This window comes from Arthrobacter terrae (assembly GCF_015708085.1).
In the GTDB taxonomy this organism is placed as follows: domain Bacteria; phylum Actinomycetota; class Actinomycetes; order Actinomycetales; family Micrococcaceae; genus Arthrobacter_M; species Arthrobacter_M terrae.
The window spans coordinates 10,834-32,930 of sequence record NZ_JADNYM010000012.1 but is presented as its reverse complement, the minus strand read 5'-3'; the positions used below and the strand labels follow the sequence as shown (position 1 = coordinate 32,930).

Sequence of the window (22,097 nt, the reverse complement as noted above, 5' to 3'; positions counted from 1 at the left end):
CGTAGACCTATACTGAATATATGTTCGAAAATGGTAATAGAGGTATCGAAAACAGCGGAATGCACCACGCTTCACCGGTACCTTCTGCTGCCGTACCGGTACTGTCCGCCGCATCGGCACCCTCCACCGCTGTTCCTGTATGTGCTGCAAGCGCGGTAGGCCCCTCTGGTGCACCCGCACCGACCACCCCATCTACTGCCCTCCATGCTTCGTCCGCTCTGCCTGTCTCTTCTGATGGTCACTCACACCGGGTGGATGAGGAGATGATTCGAGGTTGGATCGCTGAGTTGGCTCTGATGGAACCGGAGGATTTTGATGACCGGGAACGGATCGGGTTGTTGCGGGCGGATGAAGAACTTAAATCGGCTTTATGCGCCTCCCAGGCACGGGTCACGGTAGCGTTTGATGCCTCCCAACGCAGGGCCCAGGAAACCGCTCAGGCACTGGAAGACGCCCGCATAGCAGCGGACCAACTAGCGGACCAGCGGGGCCGTGAACTGGCGGAACCGGATCCGGTGGCCCGTAAATTGGCTAAGCAGTTAGCTGATAAGCGGGCCGCGAAGCTCGCGGACAGCATCGGGTGCCAGATCGCCTTAGCCAGGCATGAATCCCCGACGAATGGGAACAAGCTCCTCGGGCTCGCCAAAATCCTTCTCACCGAGATGCCACACACGTTCACCGCTCTCGCGACGGGGAGACTCAACGAGTACCGGGCAATCCTCCTCGTGCGGGAAACCGCGTTCCTATCCCTGGAAGACCGCCAAGCCGTGGATACCGAACTCGCCGCCGACACCGGGGCGATGAACGCGATGGGATACCGACAAGTCACCGCGGAGGCGAAACGGATCGCGTACCGGTTGGACCCGGCCTCCGTGGTCGCCCGGAACACAAAAGCCGTCAACGACCGGCACGTCAGCCTACGGCCCGCCCCCGACGCCATGGTCCGCCTCTCCGCGCTCCTACCCGTCGCGGAGGGAGTCGCCGTGTACGGCTCCCTATCCCGGGAAGCAGACACCCTACGCGCCAGCGGGGACCGGCGTGGGAGGGGCCAGATCATGGCCGACACGCTGATCCACCGTCTCACCGGAACCCCCTGCGGGATTACCGGGATCGAGATTCAACTCGTCATGACCGACCGGACCCTGTTCCAAGGCGACAGCGAACCAGCACACATCACCGGCTACGGAATCTTCCCCGCCCAGCAAGCCAGAACCCTCGTCCACTACCAAGGAAACGGCAATAGCGGCGGGGCCGGCCTGAAAAACGGGATCAGCGCCGATACAGACAATGGTCTGGCTGCGGCATTGGAGGATCCAGGGTTCCGGGTCTGGATCCGCCGCCTTTACACCGCCCCCACCACCGGCCAACTCGTCGCTATGGACTCCACCCGACGGCTCTTCCCATCAGGTTTACGCAGATTCATCATCGCCCGTGACCAGACCTGCAGAACCCCCTACTGCGACGCCCCGATCCGGCACATCGATCACATCATCCCCCACCACAACAAACACAAAGACAGAAACAACCGAGCCAGCAGGCTGGAAAATGACGGAAGCGGCAGCGGGGTAACAAGCGAGCTTAACGGTCAGGGGCTCTGCGAACGCTGCAATTACCGGAAAGAGAGCCCCGGCTGGACCTCCACACCACAACTCCGCACACCCACGCGAGAAGGACCAGAACCCAGACACACCGTGGAAATCACCACGCCCCTCGGTAACGTCTATACCTCCACAGCACCCGCGCTCCCCGGCACCAAACGGGTAGGGGCCGACCCCCGGTCATTGCCCCGTACTGTTAACGCATGAGTCCCGAACCTTCCGCCCAGTCCATGAAGCCTGAAACGGCTGCCAAGAAACTGGGTATCTACCTACCCGCAGCGCCCGCGGAGTTTCAGGCCAACGCCGTTTCGCGCTCCGATTTCAAGGCGCTGCAGGAAAATCCTCCCGAGTGGCTCGAAGAACTGCGGCGCACCGGACCACATCCGAGGCCCGTCGTCGCGCAGAAGCTGAACATTTCCATTGCAGGGCTTAATCGCTCTGAGATCACCGAACCATTGACATCGGCGGAAATTTCCGACCTGCTGCAGTCTCCGCCAAAGTGGCTGGTCACGGAACGAACTGTGCACGCCAAGGCCCGCCAGGAAGCCAAGCTCGCCAAGGAGCGCCAGGCCAAGCGCCGCCCCAAGAGCTGACCTGGCTAATTCCGCCAGCGGAATAACTGCACCCCGGAATGCGCGCGTGTCCTGCGGAATTGCTAGTGTTGTAGGTGGATTCTGGGGAGCTTCAACCCCAAGACAGTAGCACCCCAGCTGCCTGGCACGCTGGTACAGACTCAGCATTCTAAGGAGCTCCGACAAAGCGTGTTCGTCAAGACATTCGGCTGGTCCATGGTCATAACGGTCGCAGCACTGATCCTCGCCTTCATTTACGGCGGCCCCAGTGCGGTGATTTTGTGTGCAATCCTCGGCGTGCTGGAAATCAGTCTCAGCTTCGACAATGCGGTGGTCAATGCCCGCATCCTCGAAAAGATGAACGCCTTCTGGCAGAAAATCTTCCTCACCGTGGGAATCCTCATCGCGGTGTTGGGTATGCGCATTCTCTTCCCGCTGCTGATCGTCGGTGTCACGGCGAAACTGAACCCGGTCGAAGCGGTGGATCTGGCACTGCAAAAGGGCGACATCCACACCCCAGGCACTTACGCCTACTTGCTCCATGATGCGCACCCGCAGATCGCTGCCTTCGGTGGCATCTTCCTGCTCATGCTCTTCCTTGATTTCATGTTCGAGGATCGCGAGATCCACTGGCTGGCTTTCCTGGAGAAGCCGCTTGCCTGGATCGGCAAGCTCAATGGTGCCTCGCTCGTTGTGGGGCTGGTTGGCCTGGTGATCGCCGCCCAGTTTGCCGGCGACAAGCAGGGCCAAGTGCTGGTCTCGGGAATTCTCGGCATGGTGACCTACTTTCTGGTCACCGGACTCGGCGCACTTTTTGAAGTCGACGACGAGGACGAGGACGGCGAGGTCGAGCCCGAGGAAGTCGCCGCGAAGGCGGAGAAAATTGCGCACCCCAAGGGCGGCGCCGGCAAGGCAGTCGGCAGGGCTGCGTTCCTGCTTTTCCTTTACCTCGAAGTGATTGATGCTTCATTCTCCTTCGACGGTGTCATCGGAGCTTTCGCGATCACCTCCGATCCGATCATCATCGCTTTGGGTCTTGGCCTGATCGGCGCCATCTTCGTCCGCTCGCTGACCGTTTATCTTGTCCGGCAGGGCACACTGGATGAATTTGTCTACCTGGACCATGGTGCACACTGGGCCATTGGCGCCCTGTCCGTGATCCTGCTGATTACGATCGGAACGCAGATCAATGAAGTAGTCACCGGCCTGATCGGCGTCGTCTTCATCCTCGCTGCGTTCCTGTCGTCAATTGGGCGGAACAAGCGGTTGGCGGCCGGCACGGAAAATTTGAAAGAAGTCCACGTAAGTAACTGATTAGGAGATGCGGATCATGGGTTTGAGCTTGCAGAAGGGTCAGACGCTGTCGCTGACCAAGAACGACGGCGGCGCGCTGACTCGAGTGCGGATGGGACTGGGCTGGGACTCGGCAGCTCCGGTGAAGCGTGGAATATTCGGGCGCGCCAAGACCACAGAGATTGATCTTGATGCCTCCGCGATCTTCTATGATGCAGCGGGCAAGGCGCTCGATGTCGTCTGGTTCAATCAGCTGGCCAGCAAGGACGGCTCCACCAAGCACACCGGCGATAATCTCACGGGCGCCGGGGACGGCGACGACGAGACCATTCTGGTGGACCTCGCCGGGGTTTCCCCCGCGGTGGCCCAGATCGTCTTCGTGATCAGCAGCTACAGCCAGCAGACTTTCGATCAGGTGGAAAACGCCTTCTGCCGCCTCGTCGATGACTCCTCCGCCGGATCCCCAGAGGTGGCCCGCTACCAGTTGACCGATTCCGGCACTCATACGGCGATGATCATGGCCAAGGTTTCCCGGGACGGGACCGGCTGGCAGTTCAAGGCTGTAGGTGAGCGCGCCCAGGGCCGCACCGCCCAGGATCTTGTTGCTCCGGCGGCACGTTTTCTCTAACCGGCACGTTTTCTAAGACAACACAGGATGAGGACGGGACTTTTGACATGGCAGGTCTGACACTTTCCAAGGGCAGTAATCTTTCACTGACCAAAGCGGATCCGGGGCTCAAGCGCGCCATGGTCGGTTTGGGCTGGGACCCCCGCAGCACCGCCGGCGAAGCGTTCGATCTGGATGCCTCGGCGCTGCTGATCGGTTCCAACGGCAAGGTGCGTTCGCAGGATGACTTCATCTTCTACAACCAGCTGCAGGCTAAAGACGGCTCCGTGGTCCATCAGGGTGACAACCGCACCGGTGAAGGTGAGGGGGACGACGAACAGATCCTGATCGATCTGAGCATTCTGGCTGCGGATGTTGAACGCGTAGTCATTGTGGTCTCCATTGACGAGGCCGAGTCCCGCCGCCAGAATTTCGGCCAGGTGCGCGACGCATTCTGCCGGGTGGTCAACCAGGATTCGGATCAGGAGATCGTCCGTTATGACCTCAGCGAGGATGCCGCGGCCGAGACATCAATGATCTTTGCCGAGGTATACCGCAGCGGTGCCGAATGGAAGTTCCGTGCCGTTGGTCAGGGGTACGCCAGCGGACTCCGCGGCATCGCCACGGACTTCGGCATCACACTCGACTAGATTAAAACCCGACAAGCAGGAGGAACCCATGGCAGGATTGACGCTTGAAAAAGGTAACAACCTCTCCCTGACCAAGGCCGATCCGGGCCTGGCCCAGGCGGTAGTTGGGCTGGGTTGGGATCCGCGCACCACCAGCGGCGAAGCCTTTGACCTGGATGCCTCCGCGCTCCTGGTGGGTGCCAATGGGAAGGTGAGGTCCTCCGATGACTTCATTTTCTACAACCAACCGCAGGCCAAAGACGGCTCGGTCATCCACAAGGGCGATAACCGTTCCGGCGAGGGCGCCGGCGACGACGAACAGATTGCCATTGATCTGACGCTGGTAGCGCCCGATGTTGAGCGGGTGGTGATCGTCGTATCGATCGATAAGGCAGAGGAACGGCGGCAGAACTTCGGGCAGGTCCGCAGCGCCTACTGCCGCGTCGTTAATGCGGGGAACGAAACGGAAATTGTCCGCTTCGATCTGAGCGAGGACGCCGCTCCGGAGACCTCCATGGTTTTCGCCGAGATTTACCGCAACGGCCCGGAGTGGAAGTTCAAGGCAGTCGGACAGGGCTACGCCACAGGCCTCGCCGGGATTGCCAATGACTTCGGCGTCGTTCTGGGCTGAATTTTCCCTCAACCCGATGCTTTCAACAGGCGGGGCTGTCCGCTGCCGGTAAGGCAGAGTACGGCCCCGCAGCTACCAGAAGAACAGGCTGGCCACAGATATGACTTCCCCCCTGACTCCCCCGGAAACCACCGATACGGCGCTGGTGTTGCGCGCGCCGGACGCTCCGGCCATTGTTGAGCCCGACGACGCCCCCGGCATGGTTCCGGTGCCGCAGGAACGCCAGCTTGAAATCCACCGGCAGGCCAAGGAGTTTGTCTCCGAGCTTGCGGGACTTGACCCGCGAAGCCCCGATTTCACCACGAAGGTGGAGGGCATCTCCAAGATCGCGGGTTCGGAGATGACGCAGTCCAGCGGGTACTCCACGCGCATGCTGGAGCGCTCCTCTACCTCAGTGGCCGGTGCGAAGCGCAGCGGCAATAACGCGCAGGCGGCAGTTGCCGGCACCCTCGGTGAGCTGCGCTCCACGGTGGAGGACCTGACCCCTAACCAGGCCGATCTGAGCGTGGGGCGGAAAATTCTTGGTTTCATCCCCGGCGGAAACAAGATGGCAAAGTACTTCCAGAAGTACGAGTCGGCCCAGACTCAGCTGGACCACATCATCAAGGCCCTGATGTCCGGCCAGGATGAACTGCTCAAGGACAACGCGGCCCTGGCGGGCGAAAAGGTGCAGCTGTGGGAAACCATGCAGTCGCTGAGTGAATACGCGGTGTTTGCCAAGGCACTCGATGCTGCCTGCGTGGAAAAGATCGACGCCACGCGTGCAAAGGGGCAGATCGAGGAAGCCCAGAAGCTTGAGGGCGACGTGCTCTTCCCGATCCGGCAGCGCCATCAGGACATCCTGACGCAGCTCGCCGTGTCCGTGCAGGGTTATCTGGCGATGGATCTGATCCGCAAGAACAACCTGGAACTCATTAAGGGCGTGGATCGCGCCCGCACGACGACGATTGCGGCTCTGCGCACAGCCGTCATCGTGGCGCAGGCGCTGGCTAATCAGAAGATGGTGCTGGATCAGATCGACGCGATCAACACCACCACCAATAACATGATCCTCAAGACCAGCGAGATGCTCAAGGATCAGACGGTCCGGATCCATGAGCAGGCATCCAGCTCCGGGGTCAGCGTGGAGACGCTGCAAAAAGCCTTCGATAACGTCTTTGCCACCATGGACGCGATCGATACCTTCCGCGCCACAGCGGCTAAAAACATGGAAGGAACGGTATCCGCCCTGGAGACCGGTCTGGAGAAGGCGAAACCGTATCTGGAACGCTCTCAGCAAAACCAGAGAGGCTAGAACGGGCGGATGATCAGAGAACAGGCGGTGGAGCGGTGATCGGGAAATTCGTTGGATCTCTGTTCAAGAACCCTCCTGCGGCGGCAGGAGTGGTTCCGCAGAGCCAGCAGAGCGAGGTGGAGGCCGACGACGCCCGCACGGCGCGTGCGCTGGATCAGTTGCGCACGGATATCCGCCGCGCCGGCGCCGTCCTGCCGCCGTTGCTTTCTTCCCAGCTGCGCCAGATCGAGGACCTGCTGCGCGTTGTGATGGCCACCATCGCTGCGCAAAACGCCTCCACTGAGCAGCGCGTACTGCTGGCGGCCATGATCAGCGACTATATCCCCACTCCACTGCGCGCCTATCTGGCCATGACCGATGCCGAACGCGCAGAGGACTCGCGCGCCACCGGCCTCTTCGTGGAGCAGTTGACCACCTTGGAAGCCACCGTTCATGACCTGCTGAATCAGATCCGGACCGGGGCCATCGCGGAGCTCTCCACCCACGGTCGCTTCTTGGCGGACAAGTTTGCCGCCCCGGATAGCCAGCTGCGATTGGACGGTCAGTAGTGGCAAGCCTGGTCCCGGGCGCCAACGCGGCGCTCACCGCGGAGAACAGCGGCCTGACCAAGGTTCTGGTCGGGCTCGGCTGGGACACCATTCCCAGCCGCGGGCCGGCTGCCGAACTGGTTCCAATGGCCGTTATGTGCAATGCGGACGGCGCAGCGGTGTCCGGGGACCATCTGGTCTTTTTCAATCAGCTCGTCAGTGCCGATGGATCTGTCACCTTTGCCGGTGACACCGATCAGGAACAGATCGACGTCGATCTGGCGCAGGTGCCGGCGGCGGTCGCCAAGATCGCGTTCATTGTCTACGTGGATCCCGAGGTCCGTGGTCCCGGCAATTTTTCCGCTGTCCGCTCCGCCTACATCCGGGTTGCCACCGCCGGGAACCGTGAGCTGGTCCGCTTCGACGTCCCGCTCAGCAGCGACGACAACATCACGGCAATGATGTTCGGCGAGTTGTACCGGCACCACGACGACTGGAAGTTTCGCGCTTTGGGCCAGGGCTATACCACCGGACTGGCCGGCGTGGCCAAGGACTTCCGGGTGGACGTCTAGCTAATGCCAGGGAAATCTTCGCCCGTCCGGACGGACATTGGGTACCTTCGCCGCAGGGTCAAGGCGCCGGACACTAGCGCCGTGCGTCCGGCAGCTGCTCCTGAGCAGGCCCCCCGCAGCACCGGTCTCAACCTTAACCGCCCGGGTGTTGCGCAACACCCGGCTCCTGTCGCGTCCCGACCGCCGGCAACTGCCGGCTCCGATGCAGCGGCTCCCGTTCGCCGTCCTCCTGCCTCCGTGACGGCAGGGCTCTTCCGTGCTCCGGGGATCCGTGACGTCATGGAAATCGGACCCACTGTACCCATGTTCCGGCTCAATCCCCTGCAATCCGGAATCGGTACGCTCATTGTTACCGGCACAACGGCCATCGCTTGGGAGGCCGCCGGCCATGCCACGGGCGCTCACCTCACCGGAGCACTGACCAGGGACGGGAACTTTGCCGGCACGGCGGTAGAAACCGCCGGCAACCGCCCGCTGGCGGGTTACCTCGAGGGGGAAGCTCTGGTGCCCCTGCGGCACCTGCAGGAGCTGCGCCGGGCGCTCTTCATAGGGCGCGGTCCGGAGCCATTGGGGATGCACATTTTCGACGGCGCTGCGGCGACACTTCCAGCCCCGACTGGCAACACCATGTTCGTACTCGCATTGCTTCGGGTGGATAATCTCATTGAACTGCGTGCCGAGCCGGTCCCTGCCGGGATGAACGACCAAGACATTTGGGCGGAATTTGGCTTCAGCATGACCCGCAAAGTCACCGTCCAAGGGAACCGGGGGAGGTAAAAGCCGATGCGTCACTTTGACTTCCTCACAGAGCAGCAGGCCTGCCGGCTCTTCCATGCCCGCCCGCAAGCGCTGACTCTTGAGTCCGATCCGGAACTCCTGGCCGTGGCCTTGGGTGCAACGTTGTACTCGCCCGCAGACAGACCGCAACTCGCCGCCGATGTGATCAAGCAATCCTCCCGCGGCTGCCTGAGCATGGTGCTGTGCCTGGAGGATTCCATTGCGGACAATGCTGTGGAAGCTGCCGAGGACAATGTTGTGCGTACGCTGGAGCTGCTGCGGCAGGAAGCCACCGGTCCCTCAGCCGACGGCGGCACCGCCCCATCCCTCGACAGCCGGCTGATGCTCTTTATCCGCGTGCGCACTCCCGAGCAGATGATCCGCCTGGCCCGACGGTGTGGTGCATCCCTGGATCTTCTTGCCGGATTTGTCATTCCGAAATTTGACAATGAGACGGGCCGCGCGCAATTGTTCCTCGATGCTCTGCAGAACGTCCAGGCCATCCATGCGGCCGCCCGGCCGGGCGCGTCCGGTACGGCCCAGGAGCCAGCCTCCCACCGGGCCCTTGGCAACCGCCGATTGCGGATCATGCCAATCCTCGAATCGCCTATCGTGATTCACCGCGAAACGCGATCGGCCGCGCTGGCGAATATCCGCACCGTGCTGCAGGCACACCGGGAGGACATCCTGGCGGTCCGGATTGGCGCCACGGACATGTCCAGCACCTTCGGTCTGCGCAGATCCCGCGACCTGACGATCTACGACGTGAAGGTTGTGGCCTCGGTGATCGGCGATATTGTCAACGTCCTGGGCCGCAGTGAAGATGGCTTTGTTATCTCCGGTCCGGTCTGGGAGCACTATGCCAACACCGAGAGGCTGCTCCGGCCGCTGCTGCGGGCCACACCGTTCGCGGAGTCCGACGATGTAGCGTTGCGGCAGCGGATCCTGCTGGCCAACCTTGATGGGCTGATGCGCGAGATCTCCTTGGACCACGCCAACGGCCTGCTGGGCAAAACCGTGATCCACCCCAGCCACGTTCCCCTGGTGCATGCGCTCTCCGTCATTAGCCACGAGGAGTTCCTGGACGCGAAAGAGATCGCAGGTAATAGTAGCGGTGGCGCAGCGGCCTCTGCGTACGGCAACAAGATGAACGAAATGAAGCCGCACCAAGGGTGGGCACGGCAGACCCTGCTCCGCGCAGCGGCCTTCGGCGTCGCCGCCCCGGAGGTCACCTTTGTCGACTTTCTGGAAGCGGGAATGAATTGACAAGTGTCTGGACGGGCGATTGCGTGCAGCGGGAGCTTGGCGTCCAAATTGAGTCCGTCGGCGGGAGCCTGATGGACGTGAAGGATCTGGTGGGGCTTGCCCTTCGCCGTAATCCGAAGCGTGCTCATCTGCTGGTATCCCGGGTCCTGGCCAAGCATGTGCCCACTGTTCCTTCGCTGGCCATCGCCGCTGGCTTGCTGCTCGGGGCGATGGTGGCGGAGCGGCTCGCGGGTCTGCTTGAGCACAGCCCGGAACTACGGAGCGCGGCGGAGGCATTCGCTGCCTCGCTGCGGTCCGCGGACGGCCCGCTGCACGAAAAACCAGCGCTGCTGGAACTGCGGAAAACCCTCACAGCGCTGGCGACCAGCCACCCGGGCGTCGTCACGATTGGTTACGCCGAAACGGCGACCGGTCTGGGCCGGCTGGTCGCGGAGAGCATCGGTTCCTACTACATCCACTCCACCCGGCACTCGGCACTCGGATCCAGACCGGTGGCAGCCTTCGAGGAAGGCCATTCACACGCCACCTCGCACCGGCTGCTGCCCGCCGAGGACCCGTGGCTGCGACGAGGCGGCACGGTCGTCCTGGTCGACGACGAGCTGAGCACCGGGTCAACGATCATTAACACGATCCGGGAACTTCACAGGCTTATGCCGCAACGGGAATATATTGTTGCTGCGCTGGTTGATCTGCGCGCAGCCGGGGACCGCGAACGCTTTGACGAGCTGTCCGGTTCCCTGGGTGCAACGATCAGCGTGGTCGCCTTAAGCAGCGGCAGGATCAATCTGGGTCCGGACATCCTGCCACGCTGCGAGGAATTCATCGCCGCCCTGCCGGCCGCGCCCCCCTCACCGGCTGCGGAGTTGGGCTCCATCACATTCCTGGCCATGGGGACAGAGGAAGTCGCTCCCATCAGCAGTGACAGGTTCGGCAACAACCACGCGGTAAGGGTCCATGAATCTTTAGGATCTGCGGCTGCAATAGCGGCGCGCGTGCGTGCGGCTTTTGCCGGACGCTCGCCCGAGGAGGTACTGGTCCTGGGCACGGAGGAGTTCATCTCGCTGCCCCTCGCGGTAGCTCACGCCCTCGACACTGATTTTCCGGTGCGGTTCTCCACCACAACCCGCTCACCGATCGTGGCGCTGGACCGGCCGGACTACGCCATCGCCAGCTCCGTTGGATTCACCAGCCATGACGCAACCGAGGATGGTCCCGGCCCCCGTTTTGCCTACAATCTGTCCCGGGCTGGATTCCGCTTCGGTACCATCATCGTGATGCCCGAACCGGGGACCGATCCGGCGGTGCTTTCCGGGACCGGGAGCATCACCGAGGCGCTGTCCGCTATCTGCGGTGACGTCGTCGTCGTACTCCTTCCTGCCGCATCCCCCGCGGCCGCAGCCGACAATTTCAGACAAGGACCCCATGCCCCGCACCAGTGATCCGGCCAGCCACCAGGTGCTGCCAGTCCCGCTGACCGGGCCGGACTTTGGCTCTTACCCTGCCGAAGACGTCCGCTGGCTGTTGACGGACCTGGGGGACGCCAAGCTGGAAGCACCGACCGGCGTACGGGAACAGGCCATCCAGAGTGGATCAGCTAATTATGCCGAATCCCTCCCTGTTGAGTACACCCCGAGCGCGGAATATCAGCAGCTCTACCGCGACGCCCTGCAGCGGTCGGGCCGGCGGATCGCGGAGGCAGTAGGCATCGTGACGGATCTGCTGCTGGCAGCCCGGGAACAGCAGCCGGTCCTGGTGTCGCTGGCCCGCGCCGGGACACCGGTGGGTATCCTGATGCGGCGCTGGGCCCGGGAAATCCGGGGCATCGATGTGCCGCACTACACGATGAGCATCGTGCGCGGCGTGGGTGCGGACGAAAACGCCCTGCGCTATCTGGCCGCACATTATGACCCGGCCCGGATTATCTTCGTCGACGGATGGACCGGGAAGGGCGCGATTGTCCGCGAGCTCTCCATCGCCCTCCAGCGCTTTGAGCAAACGGACGGCGTCACCTTCAAGGACGACCTTGCCGTGCTGGCGGACCCGGGACACTGCGTGGGCCTGTACGGCACGCGCGAGGACTACCTCATTCCCTCGGCCTGCCTGAACTCAACCGTCTCGGGCCTCGTTTCCCGCACGGTGTTCAACCGCCGGCTGATCGGCCCGGGAGATTTCCACGGTGCCAAGTTCTACACCGGTCTGCGCGGCAGCGACGTCTCGGGGCAGTTCCTGGCTACCGTGTGCAGCCACTTCGGTGACGTCCTGGCCACCGTGGACCGTGGTACGGAGTTCGCCAGATCCCAACCGTCGCACGAAAGGATGCCCAACTGGGCCGGCTGGAAGGCCGTCGAGGGCATCAGCGAAAATTACGGGATCAATAATGTGAACTTAGTCAAGCCCGGTGTCGGCGAGACCACGCGCGTACTGCTGCGCCGGGTACCGTGGAAAATATTGATTCGGCCCGAGGCCAGAGCCGAGGTGGCACACGTGCTGCTGCTGGCCGAACAGCGAGGCGTTCCGGTGGTGGAGGTCACGGACCTCGCCTACAGCTGTGTGGGACTGATCCACCCGCTGTTCACGAAGGGTGCCACCGGTGCCGACGGCCGCGCAGTCGCGGCCGCGCTGTGACCGGCAGACCTGTGACCGGCAGACCTGTGACCGGCCGCGCTGTGACCGGCCGACCCGCAGCCGGCAGACCCGTGCCGCCGCTTCTGGCCTGCGACCTCGACCGCACACTGATCTACTCGCCCAAGGCCTTCTGGCTGGACGTGCCGGACGAGCAGGCCCCGCCGATCGTCGTCGTCGAACTGTACCAAGGCATCCCGATCTCCTTCATGACCCGCACCGCCGAAACGTTGCTGCTGGCGCTTAAGGCGGCGGCGACGGTGGTCCCGGTGACCACCCGGACCGCTGCCCAGTACCGGCGTGTCCGGCTGCCGGGGCCCGAGCAGGAGTATGCCGTGACCACCAATGGCGGCGTTTTGCTTCACCACGGCCAGCCGGACGCACATTGGCACGCGTCGATCGCCCGCCGCACCGCTGCCCATTGCGCGCCGCTGCAGACGGTGGAGGCAATACTGGCAGATCCGGCGTTTTCCTCATGGATCCTCAAGCTCCGCCATGCCGAGGACTTATTTATCTATGCAATTGTTGACCGCGAGGCCATGCCGGAGGACTTCGTCGCCGGGCTGGAGCAGCAGTGCCTGGCGCTGGGCTGGACGGTGTCGCTGCAGGGCCGCAAGCTCTACTGCGTCCCGCAGCCGGTCACGAAGAGCAGCGCCGTGGCGGAGGTGCAGCGGCGCACCGGTGCCGGGACCGTGATTGCCGCCGGCGACTCGCTGCTGGACCGGCAGATGCTGGCAGAGGCAAACATCGCCTTCCGGCCGGCCCACGGCGAGCTGGACGACGGCGGCTACCGCAGTTCCAATCTCACGGTCACCACTGCCCGGGGCATCATGGCAGGCGAGGAACTGCTGCTGCGGATGGGCCGGGTGGTAGAGCAGTTCCAGCTGGCCCGGCAGGGCTGACCACGGCCGTGCCACCCGCAGCAGGTATTCAGTCCGGGCACCGACGGTGGAAAGCCGATGCCACCCCGGATTACCCGCTCCACCACGAGGTGTAGACACGTCCGTCATTCCCACAGACAAACACATCCAGGTTATTCGCCGTCCTGGCCACCGCCGACAGCGGAGCACCGTTGGGGAAGAAGCCGCCAATAGAACGCCAGTTGTCGTTCACGCCGGACCAATCCGCACCCGCATACCACCACGAGGTATAGACCCTGCCGTCATTACCGCAGACGAACAGGTCCAGGTTATTCGCCGTCCGGGCCACCGCTGCGACCGGCGCCCCATTGGGGAAGAACCCGCCAATAGAACGCCAGTTGTCGTTCACGCCGGACCAATCCACCCCCGCATACCACCACGAGGTGTACACCCGGCCGTCATTACCGCAGACGAACAGGTCCAGGTTATTCGCCGTCCGGGCCACCGCCGAGAGCTGAGCCCCATTGGGGAAGAACCCGCCAATCGAGCGCCAATTATCGTTCACGCCGGACCAATCCGCACCCGCATACCACCAGGAGGTGTACACCCGGCCGTCATTACCGCAGACAAACAGATCCAGGTTATTCGCCGTCCGGGCCACCGCTGCGACCGGCGCCCCATTGGGGAAGAACCCGCCAATCGAGCGCCAATTATCGTTCACGCCGGACCAATCCGCACCCGCATACCACCACGAGGTGTACACCCGGCCGTCATTACCGCAGACAAACAGATCCAGGTTATTCGCCGTCCGGGCCACCGCCGAGAGCTGAGCCCCATTGGGGAAGAACCCGCCAATAGAGCGCCAATTATCGTTTACGCCGGACCAATCCGCACCCGCATACCACCAGGAGGTGTACACCCGGCCGTCATTACCGCAGACAAACAGATCCAGGTTATTCGCCGTCCGGGAAACGGCGGCAACCGGCGCACCCGGAGGGAAGAACCCGCCAATCGACCGCCAGTTGTCCTGCACACCGGACCAATTTTGCCCGCTGGTCCACCATGAGGTGTAGACCCGGCCGTCATTGCCCACGACGAAAAGGTCCAGCTGTCCGGGGAACCGGGACACGGCGCTTATCGGCGCACCGACAGGGAAGAAGCCGCCAAGGGATGCCCAGTTGTCGTTGATCCCGGACCAGTCATACCCACCGTAAATCGATCTGATGCCGGCAATGTCATCGGCCGTCAATTCCCGCCGAGCGCCGCCGTAGTAGGCATACATGACGGAATCCTTGACGTCCGAATGGTTCAGTCCCAGCCCGTGGCCGAGCTCATGCAGAGCAACGGTCGGCAGGTCTGTTCCCGCCGGTGGCAGGTTAGTGCTCCAAGTCTCCGCTTCGTCGAAGTGGCAGTCGCCGCCGATCCCGTTGTCTCCGGGGCCCGGGGGATAGAAGCAGTGTGCCAAAACATTTCCGGCGGCGGTTCCCGCGCCGTCGAAGGGGTACCCGTCACCGTGGTCGCCGGCGTAAAAGCCGACCCGGATGTCTGCGTCGCCGCTTCCGCCGGCCTTTTCGGTGATGTGCAGCGGCGCGGCCGCTGACCAGCGGTCAAAGGCTCCGCGGATTGTTGAACGTACGTCGGCGCCCGGCAGATCGGGGGAAAAATTTGTGTGCGAGTAAGTGACGTTCAGTCCCGGCCATCTGGTGCCGCCCACCACGAACTGGCCCAGTACACTGACGTTGTCCGGAACACCGCACCGCGGTTGCCTCATCAGCTCCCGTGTTGGCTGGTCTACCTGTCCGGTTTCGGCAAGACCGTAGCTGCGCTGAAACAACCGAACGGCTTCCTCCAGACGGGAATCAAAGCGGGTAGGGTCCGGTGGCGCCTGAGCCACTCCCGGCCGCCACGATGGATATCGTTGCGCCAGTTGTGCATTCGGCAGGTAACCGAATTTTTCGAGATAGTTATAGGTCCGTTGAACATCCGCCCCTGCATCTCCCGCCTGAACCAGTCCTACGGGCAGATACGACCTTGAAGGTTCGGATTCCGTCCCCTGCTGCCCCGTCCCCTGCTGCACTGTATTTTTCGGCATGTCATCATCCTTTGCGGTGTTTGGCCTAGTTAGCCTGGGTGCTCCCACCGTAGGGATGAAGGAGGCTGCCGTCATGAGCAGGACGTTGCTCATTTTCGCTGCAGAATATTCCCGCCAAGTCCTGCCGACGGGAAACGGCCAGCTTGTCGTAAATGTGCGCGACGGTGTTGTCGACGGTTCTGATCGAGATAACCAGTTTTTCCGCGATCTGCCGGTTGCTCAGTCCAACGGCCACGAGCCGCGCAATTTCCGTCTCCCTGCGGGTGAGCCGTGCCGGTTCGTTCAACACGGCAAGTGCCGGGGTCCGGGCCCCTTCACAGAGTGCGGCCCAGCCAAGGGCGCGCCGAGAGGCCTCGGCGCCGGCGCTGGTGCGCCCATCGCGAGCGTGTGCCCGGGACGACTGCGCTGCTGCCTCAGCCGCCAGAAGCATGTAGCCGCAGCTGCTGAATTGATCCGCGACGGCACCAAGAGCCGCGCCATCGCCGGCCGCGAGCGCAGCAGTATGGCGGACATAGAGACCGGTCAACGAGCCGTCCACCTCAGCAGCAAGCTCCGCGAGCCTGCCATTGGCCTTCTTCGGGGCACCGAACCGTACCACCTGATGCAGCGCCAGGAGTTCCCAGCCGAACTGCCGGTCCCGCCGTGCCCGTTCCGCTGCCACCAGCGCCAGAGAGATGCCGTGTTCAATCTCGCCCCTGGCTACAGCAACCCAGCCGGCCGTTGACCCGCCCCACACATCCAGGGCCCCTAACCCCGACCAGGCATAACCATTAGCGGACGCGAACGCTGCATCAGCGAGCGACGAATCGTTTAGCTGGGCGGCCGCACGGGCCAGATGATCCCAGGCAAACCTCATGGTCCATTCCAGATATGGATGGGAATCCTCGCCGGCCACCGCCAGAGCTGTTCGGTAGTGCCTGGCAGCGGTGGCCGGCCGACCTCGGGCAAAGCTTAGCTCGCCTCGCCAGACGCTCCACATCCCCGTTCCGATCCGCCAGCCGGCTTCCACGGCTCTGGCATACGCCGTCTCGATTATTTCCCCGGCCTCGGTCAGGCCACCGGACATAATCAGCGCGCCCGCGAGGGCCGACTCGGCCTCGTCCTCGGACATCGACCAGTCACCGTGGGATGTTCTCCGGTTGAGAGCGACAGCCCGCCGACCGTACTTCAGCGCATCATTGACGCGGCCTTGCACGGACATGGCTTCTGCGCACACCACCCACTTCCGCAGCACGGCGTCCACCGTCGAGCCGGCTCCATCTTCGGCCACCCCTGCGGCTGCTGCCAGGGCCTCCTCGGGGAGACCGGCATAGGTACGGATGTTCGCGCGCTGCACGGCAAGAAGATCACGGCCTTGAACAATCCGACGCCCGGCACTGTCCAATACGGATTCCGCGTCGGCGGAACGCTTCAATCCGAAGACCAGATTCCAGGCCCGCGCGGCTGCCAGCTCGGCCCGGTCTCCATCAGGCAACTCCCGCTGCTCCATCGCGGCCAGTAATGCCTCGGCCGCAGCAGCACTGCCGCGCAGCACCAGCGTCCGGGCCAGGACGGTTTCGGCCGCCACCCCGCCGTTGGCTTTCACCGCAGCATCGGCCAGCCGGCTGGCCATCTCCAGGTCGAGGGCTGCCAGCGACCGAATGGCACCCTGGACCAATATGTGTGGCTCGGAAGGGACACCTGTCATCAGGAGCCACACGGCACGACGCAGAATATGTTCCCCTCGAACGGCCGGCTCCGCAGAGCGCAGCAGGGTCTGCGCGACTGTGGCCCGCTGGAGCGAAGTGGACAGCCCGCGGGCCACCTCGCCGTACAACGGGTGTCCCAGCCGGATCACGATCCCCTCGGGCGTTGCTTCCGAGCGCACCAGCCCGGACTTTTCGGCGGCGCCGACGGTCGGCGCGCCGATGCCCGCCCGCGCTATGGTTTCCACGCCGAGCGGCTCGCCGAAGGACACCAAATCCACCAGAGAGCGAACGTCGCGACTCGCTCCGGCCAGCCGTTGAGTGACAAATTCGATCAACCGTGGCGCCGCTGACACGAGGCCCGACCAGCGCCACGCGCCGCGGCTTAGCCGAAGTTCCCCGGACTCTATCCCGCCACGCACCAACTCGCGCAGGTAGAGGGCATTTCCCTCACTCAGATGCCAGAGCCCCGCCGCTGAAACGGGATCCAGCGGACCGCCAAGAAGGCAGCCGACGAATTCCTCGGCGCGGAGGCGGGTGAACGGACCAATAGTCATCCGGTCACCGAGTCCGTCCTTCCAGATCGCAGTGATCGCGTCCGGCGCCTTGTCTCCTGCCCGCACAGTGCTGACGATGAAAGCTGTCCCTGTCACCGCCAGATGGTGTATTAGGGCCGCGGATGCATCATCGAGCCGCTGTGCGTCATCGACGACGACGACGGGCGGCACCGTGCCGGGTCGGGTGGCCATCCAGGCCGCGGTCCGCCGCAGCAACTGGAAGCGGTCCAACCCGGCAACATCGGGCACCAGGTGGGAGACGGCGCCGAAAGGTATGGTGGACGCTGAGGAAGTCGCAGCGACCCAAAACGCCGACCGTCCGAGGCCGGCTGCCCGGTCCAGGACGACCCGGGCAATCCTGGTCTTACCAACACCGGCCGCTCCAACGAGAGTGACCGAACGGGTCCCGCCGGGAGCCATCGCACGCCAGATTGCAGCCAGTTCGGTCTCCCGGCCTACGAAGTCCTCGCTCATGTCTTAGCCACTCCCGCTGGAGAATCCTTAGGCGTGACGCCACCGGATTCTCCCCCACTATACGTCCGGGTCAAACACCTGGCTGGACTTCGCCAGCACCTGCCCCTTGAAGAACGCCGGCTGTACCTTGTACATGATGAACATCAGGACCACGCCCAGCAGCAGCACGCCCATTCCGAGGATGAAGACCAGCCCCAACCCGCCGACGTTGGAACCGGAGCCGTAGGCCGGATCCATTGAGTCATAGGCCGTCTTGACGAACATGACCAGCAGGACCACCCCGCCCACCAGCGGTGCCAGGAACTTGAACAGGAACGCTCGGATGCCGCGGAAAGCCTCGGCGCGGAAGTACCAGACGCAGGCGAGTGCGGTGATCCCGTAGTAAAAGCAGATCATCATGCCCAGCGCCGTGATCGTATCCCAAAGCGCATTCTCCGACACGGTCCGCGTGATGATGTAAAACGCGGCTGCGGCCACCGCAGAGGCAATCGTGGCGTAGCTCGGTGACTTGTGCACCGGGCTGATCCGGCCGAACTTTTTCGGCAGCGCCCGGTAGTGGCCCATGGACAGCAGCGTCCGGGCCGGGGAGACAAAGGTGGACTGCAGCGATGCAGCGGAACTGCTCAGGATGGCCAGCGACATCAGGATGGCGAACGGGCCCATGACCGGACCGGCGAGGACGGCAAAGATGCTGGCCTGGTTGTCCGGGTTTCCCGCACCGAGACCGGTTTCCCCCACGCCCGCAAAGGCGAGCGTGGCAAGCGCGACGGTCATGTAGATGACCACGATCACCACTACCGTCACCGTAGCGGCCCGTCCGGGCGTCTTCTCCGGGTTTTTGGTCTCTTCATTCATTGTCAGGGTGACGTCCCAGCCCCAGTAGATGAAGATGGACAGCGATACTCCGGCCGCGAAGGCGGTAAACGAGCCGACGGCGAAGGGATTGAACCAGTCCGGCGTAATGGCAGTGGCATCAAAGGCTGTGCCGTTGGCTACGTGGCTGAATGCTGCGACAGCGAACCAGCCCAGCACCAGCAGCTGGAATGCGACCAGAACGTATTGAAACGTCTTGGTGGTTTCCATACCGCGGTAGGAAATCCAGCACGCGAGCGCGATGAACACCAAGGTGGTGGCGATATTCAGCGGCAGGTTGGCCGAAAGATCCGCAAGGCCGGAGTTCCCGGTGAGCTGGGCGAGCATCAGATAGAAAAAATCGACGGCGACGGCTGCCAGGTTGGAGAGCACAATGATAGTGGCAGAGATCAGACCCCACCCGCCCATCCAGCCGATCCAGGGACCAAAGGCCCGGCTGGCCCAGGTGAAGGACGTGCCGGCATCCGGCATCGCATTGTTGAGCTCGCGGTAGCCCAGCGCCACGAGGAGCATGGGGATGAACCCGACCAGGAAGATTGCCGGCAGATGCACACCGACCTCTGCGACGGTGGGCCCCAGCGCGGCGGTGAGTGTATAGGCGGGTGCGATGCAGGAAACACCGATGACGACGGCGCCGATCAACCCGACGGAACCGGCCTTCAGCCCCTTTCCGCTGAGCCCCTTCCCGCCGGACCCTTTCTCACCGCGACCGTCTTCGCTGACCCCTTTTTCGCTGGATACGCTTCTGACTGCTTCGGCGCTCATTGGTTCACCTCTTCTGACTGGATTGATTGGCGGCCTTGCCCCACCGATTTGTAGCTGCGCGGGACGACGATCATGGGCACCGGAAGACTTCGCAGGATCCGGTTAGCGGTGGAGCCGAGGAACAGCGCGTTGTCGCGGGCCAGCCGGCTGGAACCGATCAGCAGCACTTCGCCGTCCTCCCAGGCCAAATGGTCCACCGCATCTTCGATGGACCGGCCCTGGGCCACGGCCAGCTCTACGGGGACGCCATGAAAGACGCGGCCTTTGACGGCCGCGGCCAGCCGCTCGTCCGCATGCTCCCGGGGTCCCTTCGCCCCGCCGGGTGCCCCGCCGCCGTCGAGCGCCACCAGGGACACCAGACGCAACGGCAACTTCCGTCTGCCGGCAGCCGCCGCCGCCACGTCGAGGACGTCCTCCGCCCCCGCGCGCAACCCGACCCCACAGGTCAACCTGGTGATCGGATCCGTTCGGTCGTACCCCTGCGGCGCCAGTGCGACGGGTACCGTGGCCGCGTGCAGCAGCGTACTGGCAACGGGACCAATGGTGAACCGTTTGAACAGGCCACGGCTGCCGGCCCCGATCACCAGCAGGCCGGCAGCAAGTTCCTCCGCCGCAGCGATCAGCACCGAGGCCTCGGATTCGCCCTTGCGGACATGCGTCTGCGCTGGAACGTCCGCGGGGATCAGGGCCAACGCTTCGGCAAGCCAAAGCTGCGCCTGATCCGTAACGATGCTCTGGTACCCGGCGGCCGGGGGATGCACCACGTTATACGGCGAAGTCTCCGGCACCACCATAACCAGATCAAGGGAGGCATTCTGGCGACGGGCCAGGGCGATGGCAAGGTTAACCGCGTCGCGTCCTCTGGCGTTGGCGGAATATCCCACCACGTACCGCATCAGCTGACCAGCTCTGCAGCGGCTGGCCCGGGCGATTTCTGCGCCTGCGCAGCCGGCTGCGCGGCTACGATCCTGGCTGCGGTGTACCGGCCCAGCCGCACTGCTCCGTCCACGTGCTGGTAACCCTCCGCGGCCAGATCGGAGGACGACCAGTAGATCGGTCCAACGGGCTTGAGCTGATCCGCTCCGTAACGGTGCAGGCCGCCGAGGTCATAGCTGGTGGCATAGGCGCCGCGGGTCCATTCCTCCGAGCCCCAGTCGGATTCGTAGTACACCACCGGCTCCAGCGCCTTATCCCCGAGGAATCCGGCCAGAGACTCGGTGATCTTGCGTTTGCGCTCGTCGGCATCGAGGCTAAAAGCGTAGTCGGCCTTTTCGTCCGAAATGAATCCGACAAGCGTGCCGCGCGGGTCCTCGTGGTTCGTGTTGTCATAGACCTCCTGGACCAGCGACGTGGCGCTGAAGCCGGTTCCGCAGAGCCCGTCCTCGCGCCAGAACGGGGTTTCGTACACCGCGTGCACTTTAATGACGAGCCCGAGCGACTGGTGCTGGTGCATTTGGTGCTGACGGCGCGGCAGCGGAGGTTCAAAGGAGACCCGCGAATACAGATTCGGCGGAACGGCCATGATGGCGTAGCGGGCGGTGACCGTGGCCGCGTCCGAGATTGCCGTGACCGTGTACCCGCCGGCGCCGGCGGTACCGGCGGTACCGGCGGTACCCGTGCCGTCGTAGTCGGCTGGCCAGCGCAGCGTCCGGACCGGCGAATTAAGCACGACGTCGGCACCCGGGTCTACAGCGAGCTCTGCGGCTATCCGCTCGGTCACCTGCTGCATGCCGCCGATCACCCGCTTGTCCAGAATGTAGTCCTCATCGACCAGGTTGCTGAAGGAGCCGGCCGAAGCGGCCATCAGGACAGCCTGCAGTGCCGAGAAGGAATGCGCCGGTTTGGTGAGCATCCCGCCGGCGATGAAGAGACCGATATTGTTGCAGGCTTCCTCATCGTCGGATTGTCCGCGAAGCCAGTGATGGAAGGAAACGATGTCCAGTTCCCGCGACTTCGCGTGCGCCCACGGCTCCTCGGCACCGATTTCCGCGGCGAGGGAATCCAGCAGTGCGATCAGCTTGGTCATTTCAGCCGCGGTGTGCCCGCTGACCGGGAACATCTCACCGGTGTACCGCGTGCGGGTGCCGTCCGGGGCGATATAGACCGATTCGCCCTCACGGTAGCGGTCAAACGTCTCCAGCCCCAGCTCCGTCAACAGCTCTGTCAGCGCGGTCTGGTCCGGAGACACCCATTGACCGCCGATCTCCAGCGTCGCGCCGTCGATTTCGTTCGTCCAGGTGCGGCCGCCCACCCGGTCCCGCGCCTCCAGGACAGCCACACTTAACCCTGCCTTCCTGAGTTCCCGGGCAGCGGTCAGGCCCGAGGGCCCGGCTCCGATGATGACGACGTCCCGCAACAGATTCTGCATTGTGCTCCAGTCCGGCCCTGGTGACAGGCCTCACT

At 63.6% G+C, this 22,097-nt stretch carries 19 protein-coding genes; 14 read left to right on the top strand and 5 right to left on the bottom strand.

All coding sequences use genetic code 11. The features are described from left to right. Positions 1-263 precede the first annotated feature (263 nt). The 14 genes from IV500_RS10575 (at position 264) to IV500_RS10510 (ending at position 13,290) form a co-directional block, all read left to right on the top strand. A complete protein-coding gene (locus IV500_RS10575; RefSeq protein ID WP_196396777.1) occupies positions 264-1,805 on the top strand; it encodes an HNH endonuclease in 1,542 nt (513 codons plus the stop codon). Next, the gene (locus IV500_RS10570) at positions 1,802-2,191 is read left to right on the top strand and encodes a DUF5997 family protein (protein WP_376770202.1); all 390 of its coding nucleotides are present in this window, start codon (positions 1,802-1,804) and stop codon (positions 2,189-2,191) included. Before IV500_RS10575 ends, IV500_RS10570 begins: the two co-directional genes overlap by 4 nt. A 168-nt stretch (positions 2,192-2,359) precedes the next feature. Then, positions 2,360-3,484, top strand: a complete 1,125-nt coding sequence (locus IV500_RS10565) for a DUF475 domain-containing protein (protein WP_196396776.1) — start codon at positions 2,360-2,362, stop codon at positions 3,482-3,484. 16 nt (positions 3,485-3,500) lie between these two features. Next, complete coding sequence (locus tag IV500_RS10560) at positions 3,501-4,091, top strand: TerD family protein (RefSeq protein ID WP_196396775.1); 591 nt, start codon at positions 3,501-3,503, stop codon at positions 4,089-4,091. Between the two features lie 47 nt (positions 4,092-4,138). Next, on the top strand, positions 4,139-4,720 hold the full coding sequence (locus IV500_RS10555) for a TerD family protein (RefSeq protein ID WP_196396774.1): 582 nt from the start codon (positions 4,139-4,141) through the stop codon (positions 4,718-4,720). Positions 4,721-4,748: 28 nt separating this feature from the next. Next, the gene (locus IV500_RS10550; RefSeq protein ID WP_196396773.1) at positions 4,749-5,330 is read left to right on the top strand and encodes a TerD family protein; all 582 of its coding nucleotides are present in this window, start codon (positions 4,749-4,751) and stop codon (positions 5,328-5,330) included. Between the two features lie 100 nt (positions 5,331-5,430). Then, positions 5,431-6,624: a toxic anion resistance protein gene (locus IV500_RS10545; RefSeq protein WP_196396772.1), complete on the top strand. Its 1,194-nt coding sequence runs from the start codon at positions 5,431-5,433 to the stop codon at positions 6,622-6,624. A gap of 35 nt (positions 6,625-6,659) precedes the next feature. Then, positions 6,660-7,172 (top strand): hypothetical protein, encoded by a 513-nt coding sequence (locus tag IV500_RS10540; protein ID WP_196396771.1) that lies wholly within the window; start codon positions 6,660-6,662, stop codon positions 7,170-7,172. Further along, positions 7,172-7,723, top strand: a complete 552-nt coding sequence (locus tag IV500_RS10535) for a TerD family protein (protein WP_312875899.1) — start codon at positions 7,172-7,174, stop codon at positions 7,721-7,723. Before IV500_RS10540 ends, IV500_RS10535 begins: the two co-directional genes overlap by 1 nt. An 81-nt stretch (positions 7,724-7,804) precedes the next feature. Then, positions 7,805-8,500: a hypothetical protein gene (locus tag IV500_RS10530; RefSeq protein WP_196396770.1), complete on the top strand. Its 696-nt coding sequence runs from the start codon at positions 7,805-7,807 to the stop codon at positions 8,498-8,500. A 6-nt stretch (positions 8,501-8,506) separates the two neighbouring features. Next, positions 8,507-9,766, top strand: coding sequence for an HpcH/HpaI aldolase/citrate lyase family protein (locus tag IV500_RS10525; protein WP_196396769.1), 1,260 nt, complete (start codon positions 8,507-8,509; stop codon positions 9,764-9,766). Continuing rightward, entirely contained in the window at positions 9,763-11,205 is a 1,443-nt protein-coding gene (locus tag IV500_RS10520; RefSeq protein WP_230854811.1) for a phosphoribosyltransferase domain-containing protein, read from the top strand. The genes IV500_RS10525 and IV500_RS10520 overlap by 4 nt, the downstream gene beginning before the upstream one ends. Then, positions 11,189-12,391, top strand: a complete 1,203-nt coding sequence (locus IV500_RS10515) for a cysteine protease StiP family protein (RefSeq protein WP_196396768.1) — start codon at positions 11,189-11,191, stop codon at positions 12,389-12,391. The genes IV500_RS10520 and IV500_RS10515 overlap by 17 nt, the downstream gene beginning before the upstream one ends. A gap of 11 nt (positions 12,392-12,402) precedes the next feature. After that, positions 12,403-13,290 (top strand): HAD family hydrolase, encoded by an 888-nt coding sequence (locus IV500_RS10510; protein ID WP_312875898.1) that lies wholly within the window; start codon positions 12,403-12,405, stop codon positions 13,288-13,290. Positions 13,291-13,360: 70 nt separating this feature from the next. Here IV500_RS10510 and IV500_RS10505 read toward each other — a convergent pair whose 3' ends face one another. From IV500_RS10505 to IV500_RS10485, 5 genes are read right to left on the bottom strand one after another with little or no spacing between them, the layout of a single operon-like run. Then, on the bottom strand, positions 13,361-15,340 hold the full coding sequence (locus IV500_RS10505) for a matrixin family metalloprotease (protein WP_196396767.1): 1,980 nt from the start codon (positions 15,338-15,340) through the stop codon (positions 13,361-13,363). Between the two features lie 25 nt (positions 15,341-15,365). After that, on the bottom strand, positions 15,366-18,056 hold the full coding sequence (locus IV500_RS10500) for a helix-turn-helix transcriptional regulator (RefSeq protein WP_196396766.1): 2,691 nt from the start codon (positions 18,054-18,056) through the stop codon (positions 15,366-15,368). Positions 18,057-18,113: 57 nt separating this feature from the next. Further along, positions 18,114-19,694: an APC family permease gene (locus IV500_RS10495; RefSeq protein ID WP_196396765.1), complete on the bottom strand. Its 1,581-nt coding sequence runs from the start codon at positions 19,692-19,694 to the stop codon at positions 18,114-18,116. Further along, complete coding sequence (locus IV500_RS10490; RefSeq protein WP_196396764.1) at positions 19,691-20,590, bottom strand: universal stress protein; 900 nt, start codon at positions 20,588-20,590, stop codon at positions 19,691-19,693. The genes IV500_RS10495 and IV500_RS10490 overlap by 4 nt, the downstream gene beginning before the upstream one ends. Further along, on the bottom strand, positions 20,590-22,062 hold the full coding sequence (locus IV500_RS10485) for a flavin monoamine oxidase family protein (protein WP_196396763.1): 1,473 nt from the start codon (positions 22,060-22,062) through the stop codon (positions 20,590-20,592). The genes IV500_RS10490 and IV500_RS10485 overlap by 1 nt, the downstream gene beginning before the upstream one ends. Positions 22,063-22,097: the final 35 nt, after the last annotated feature.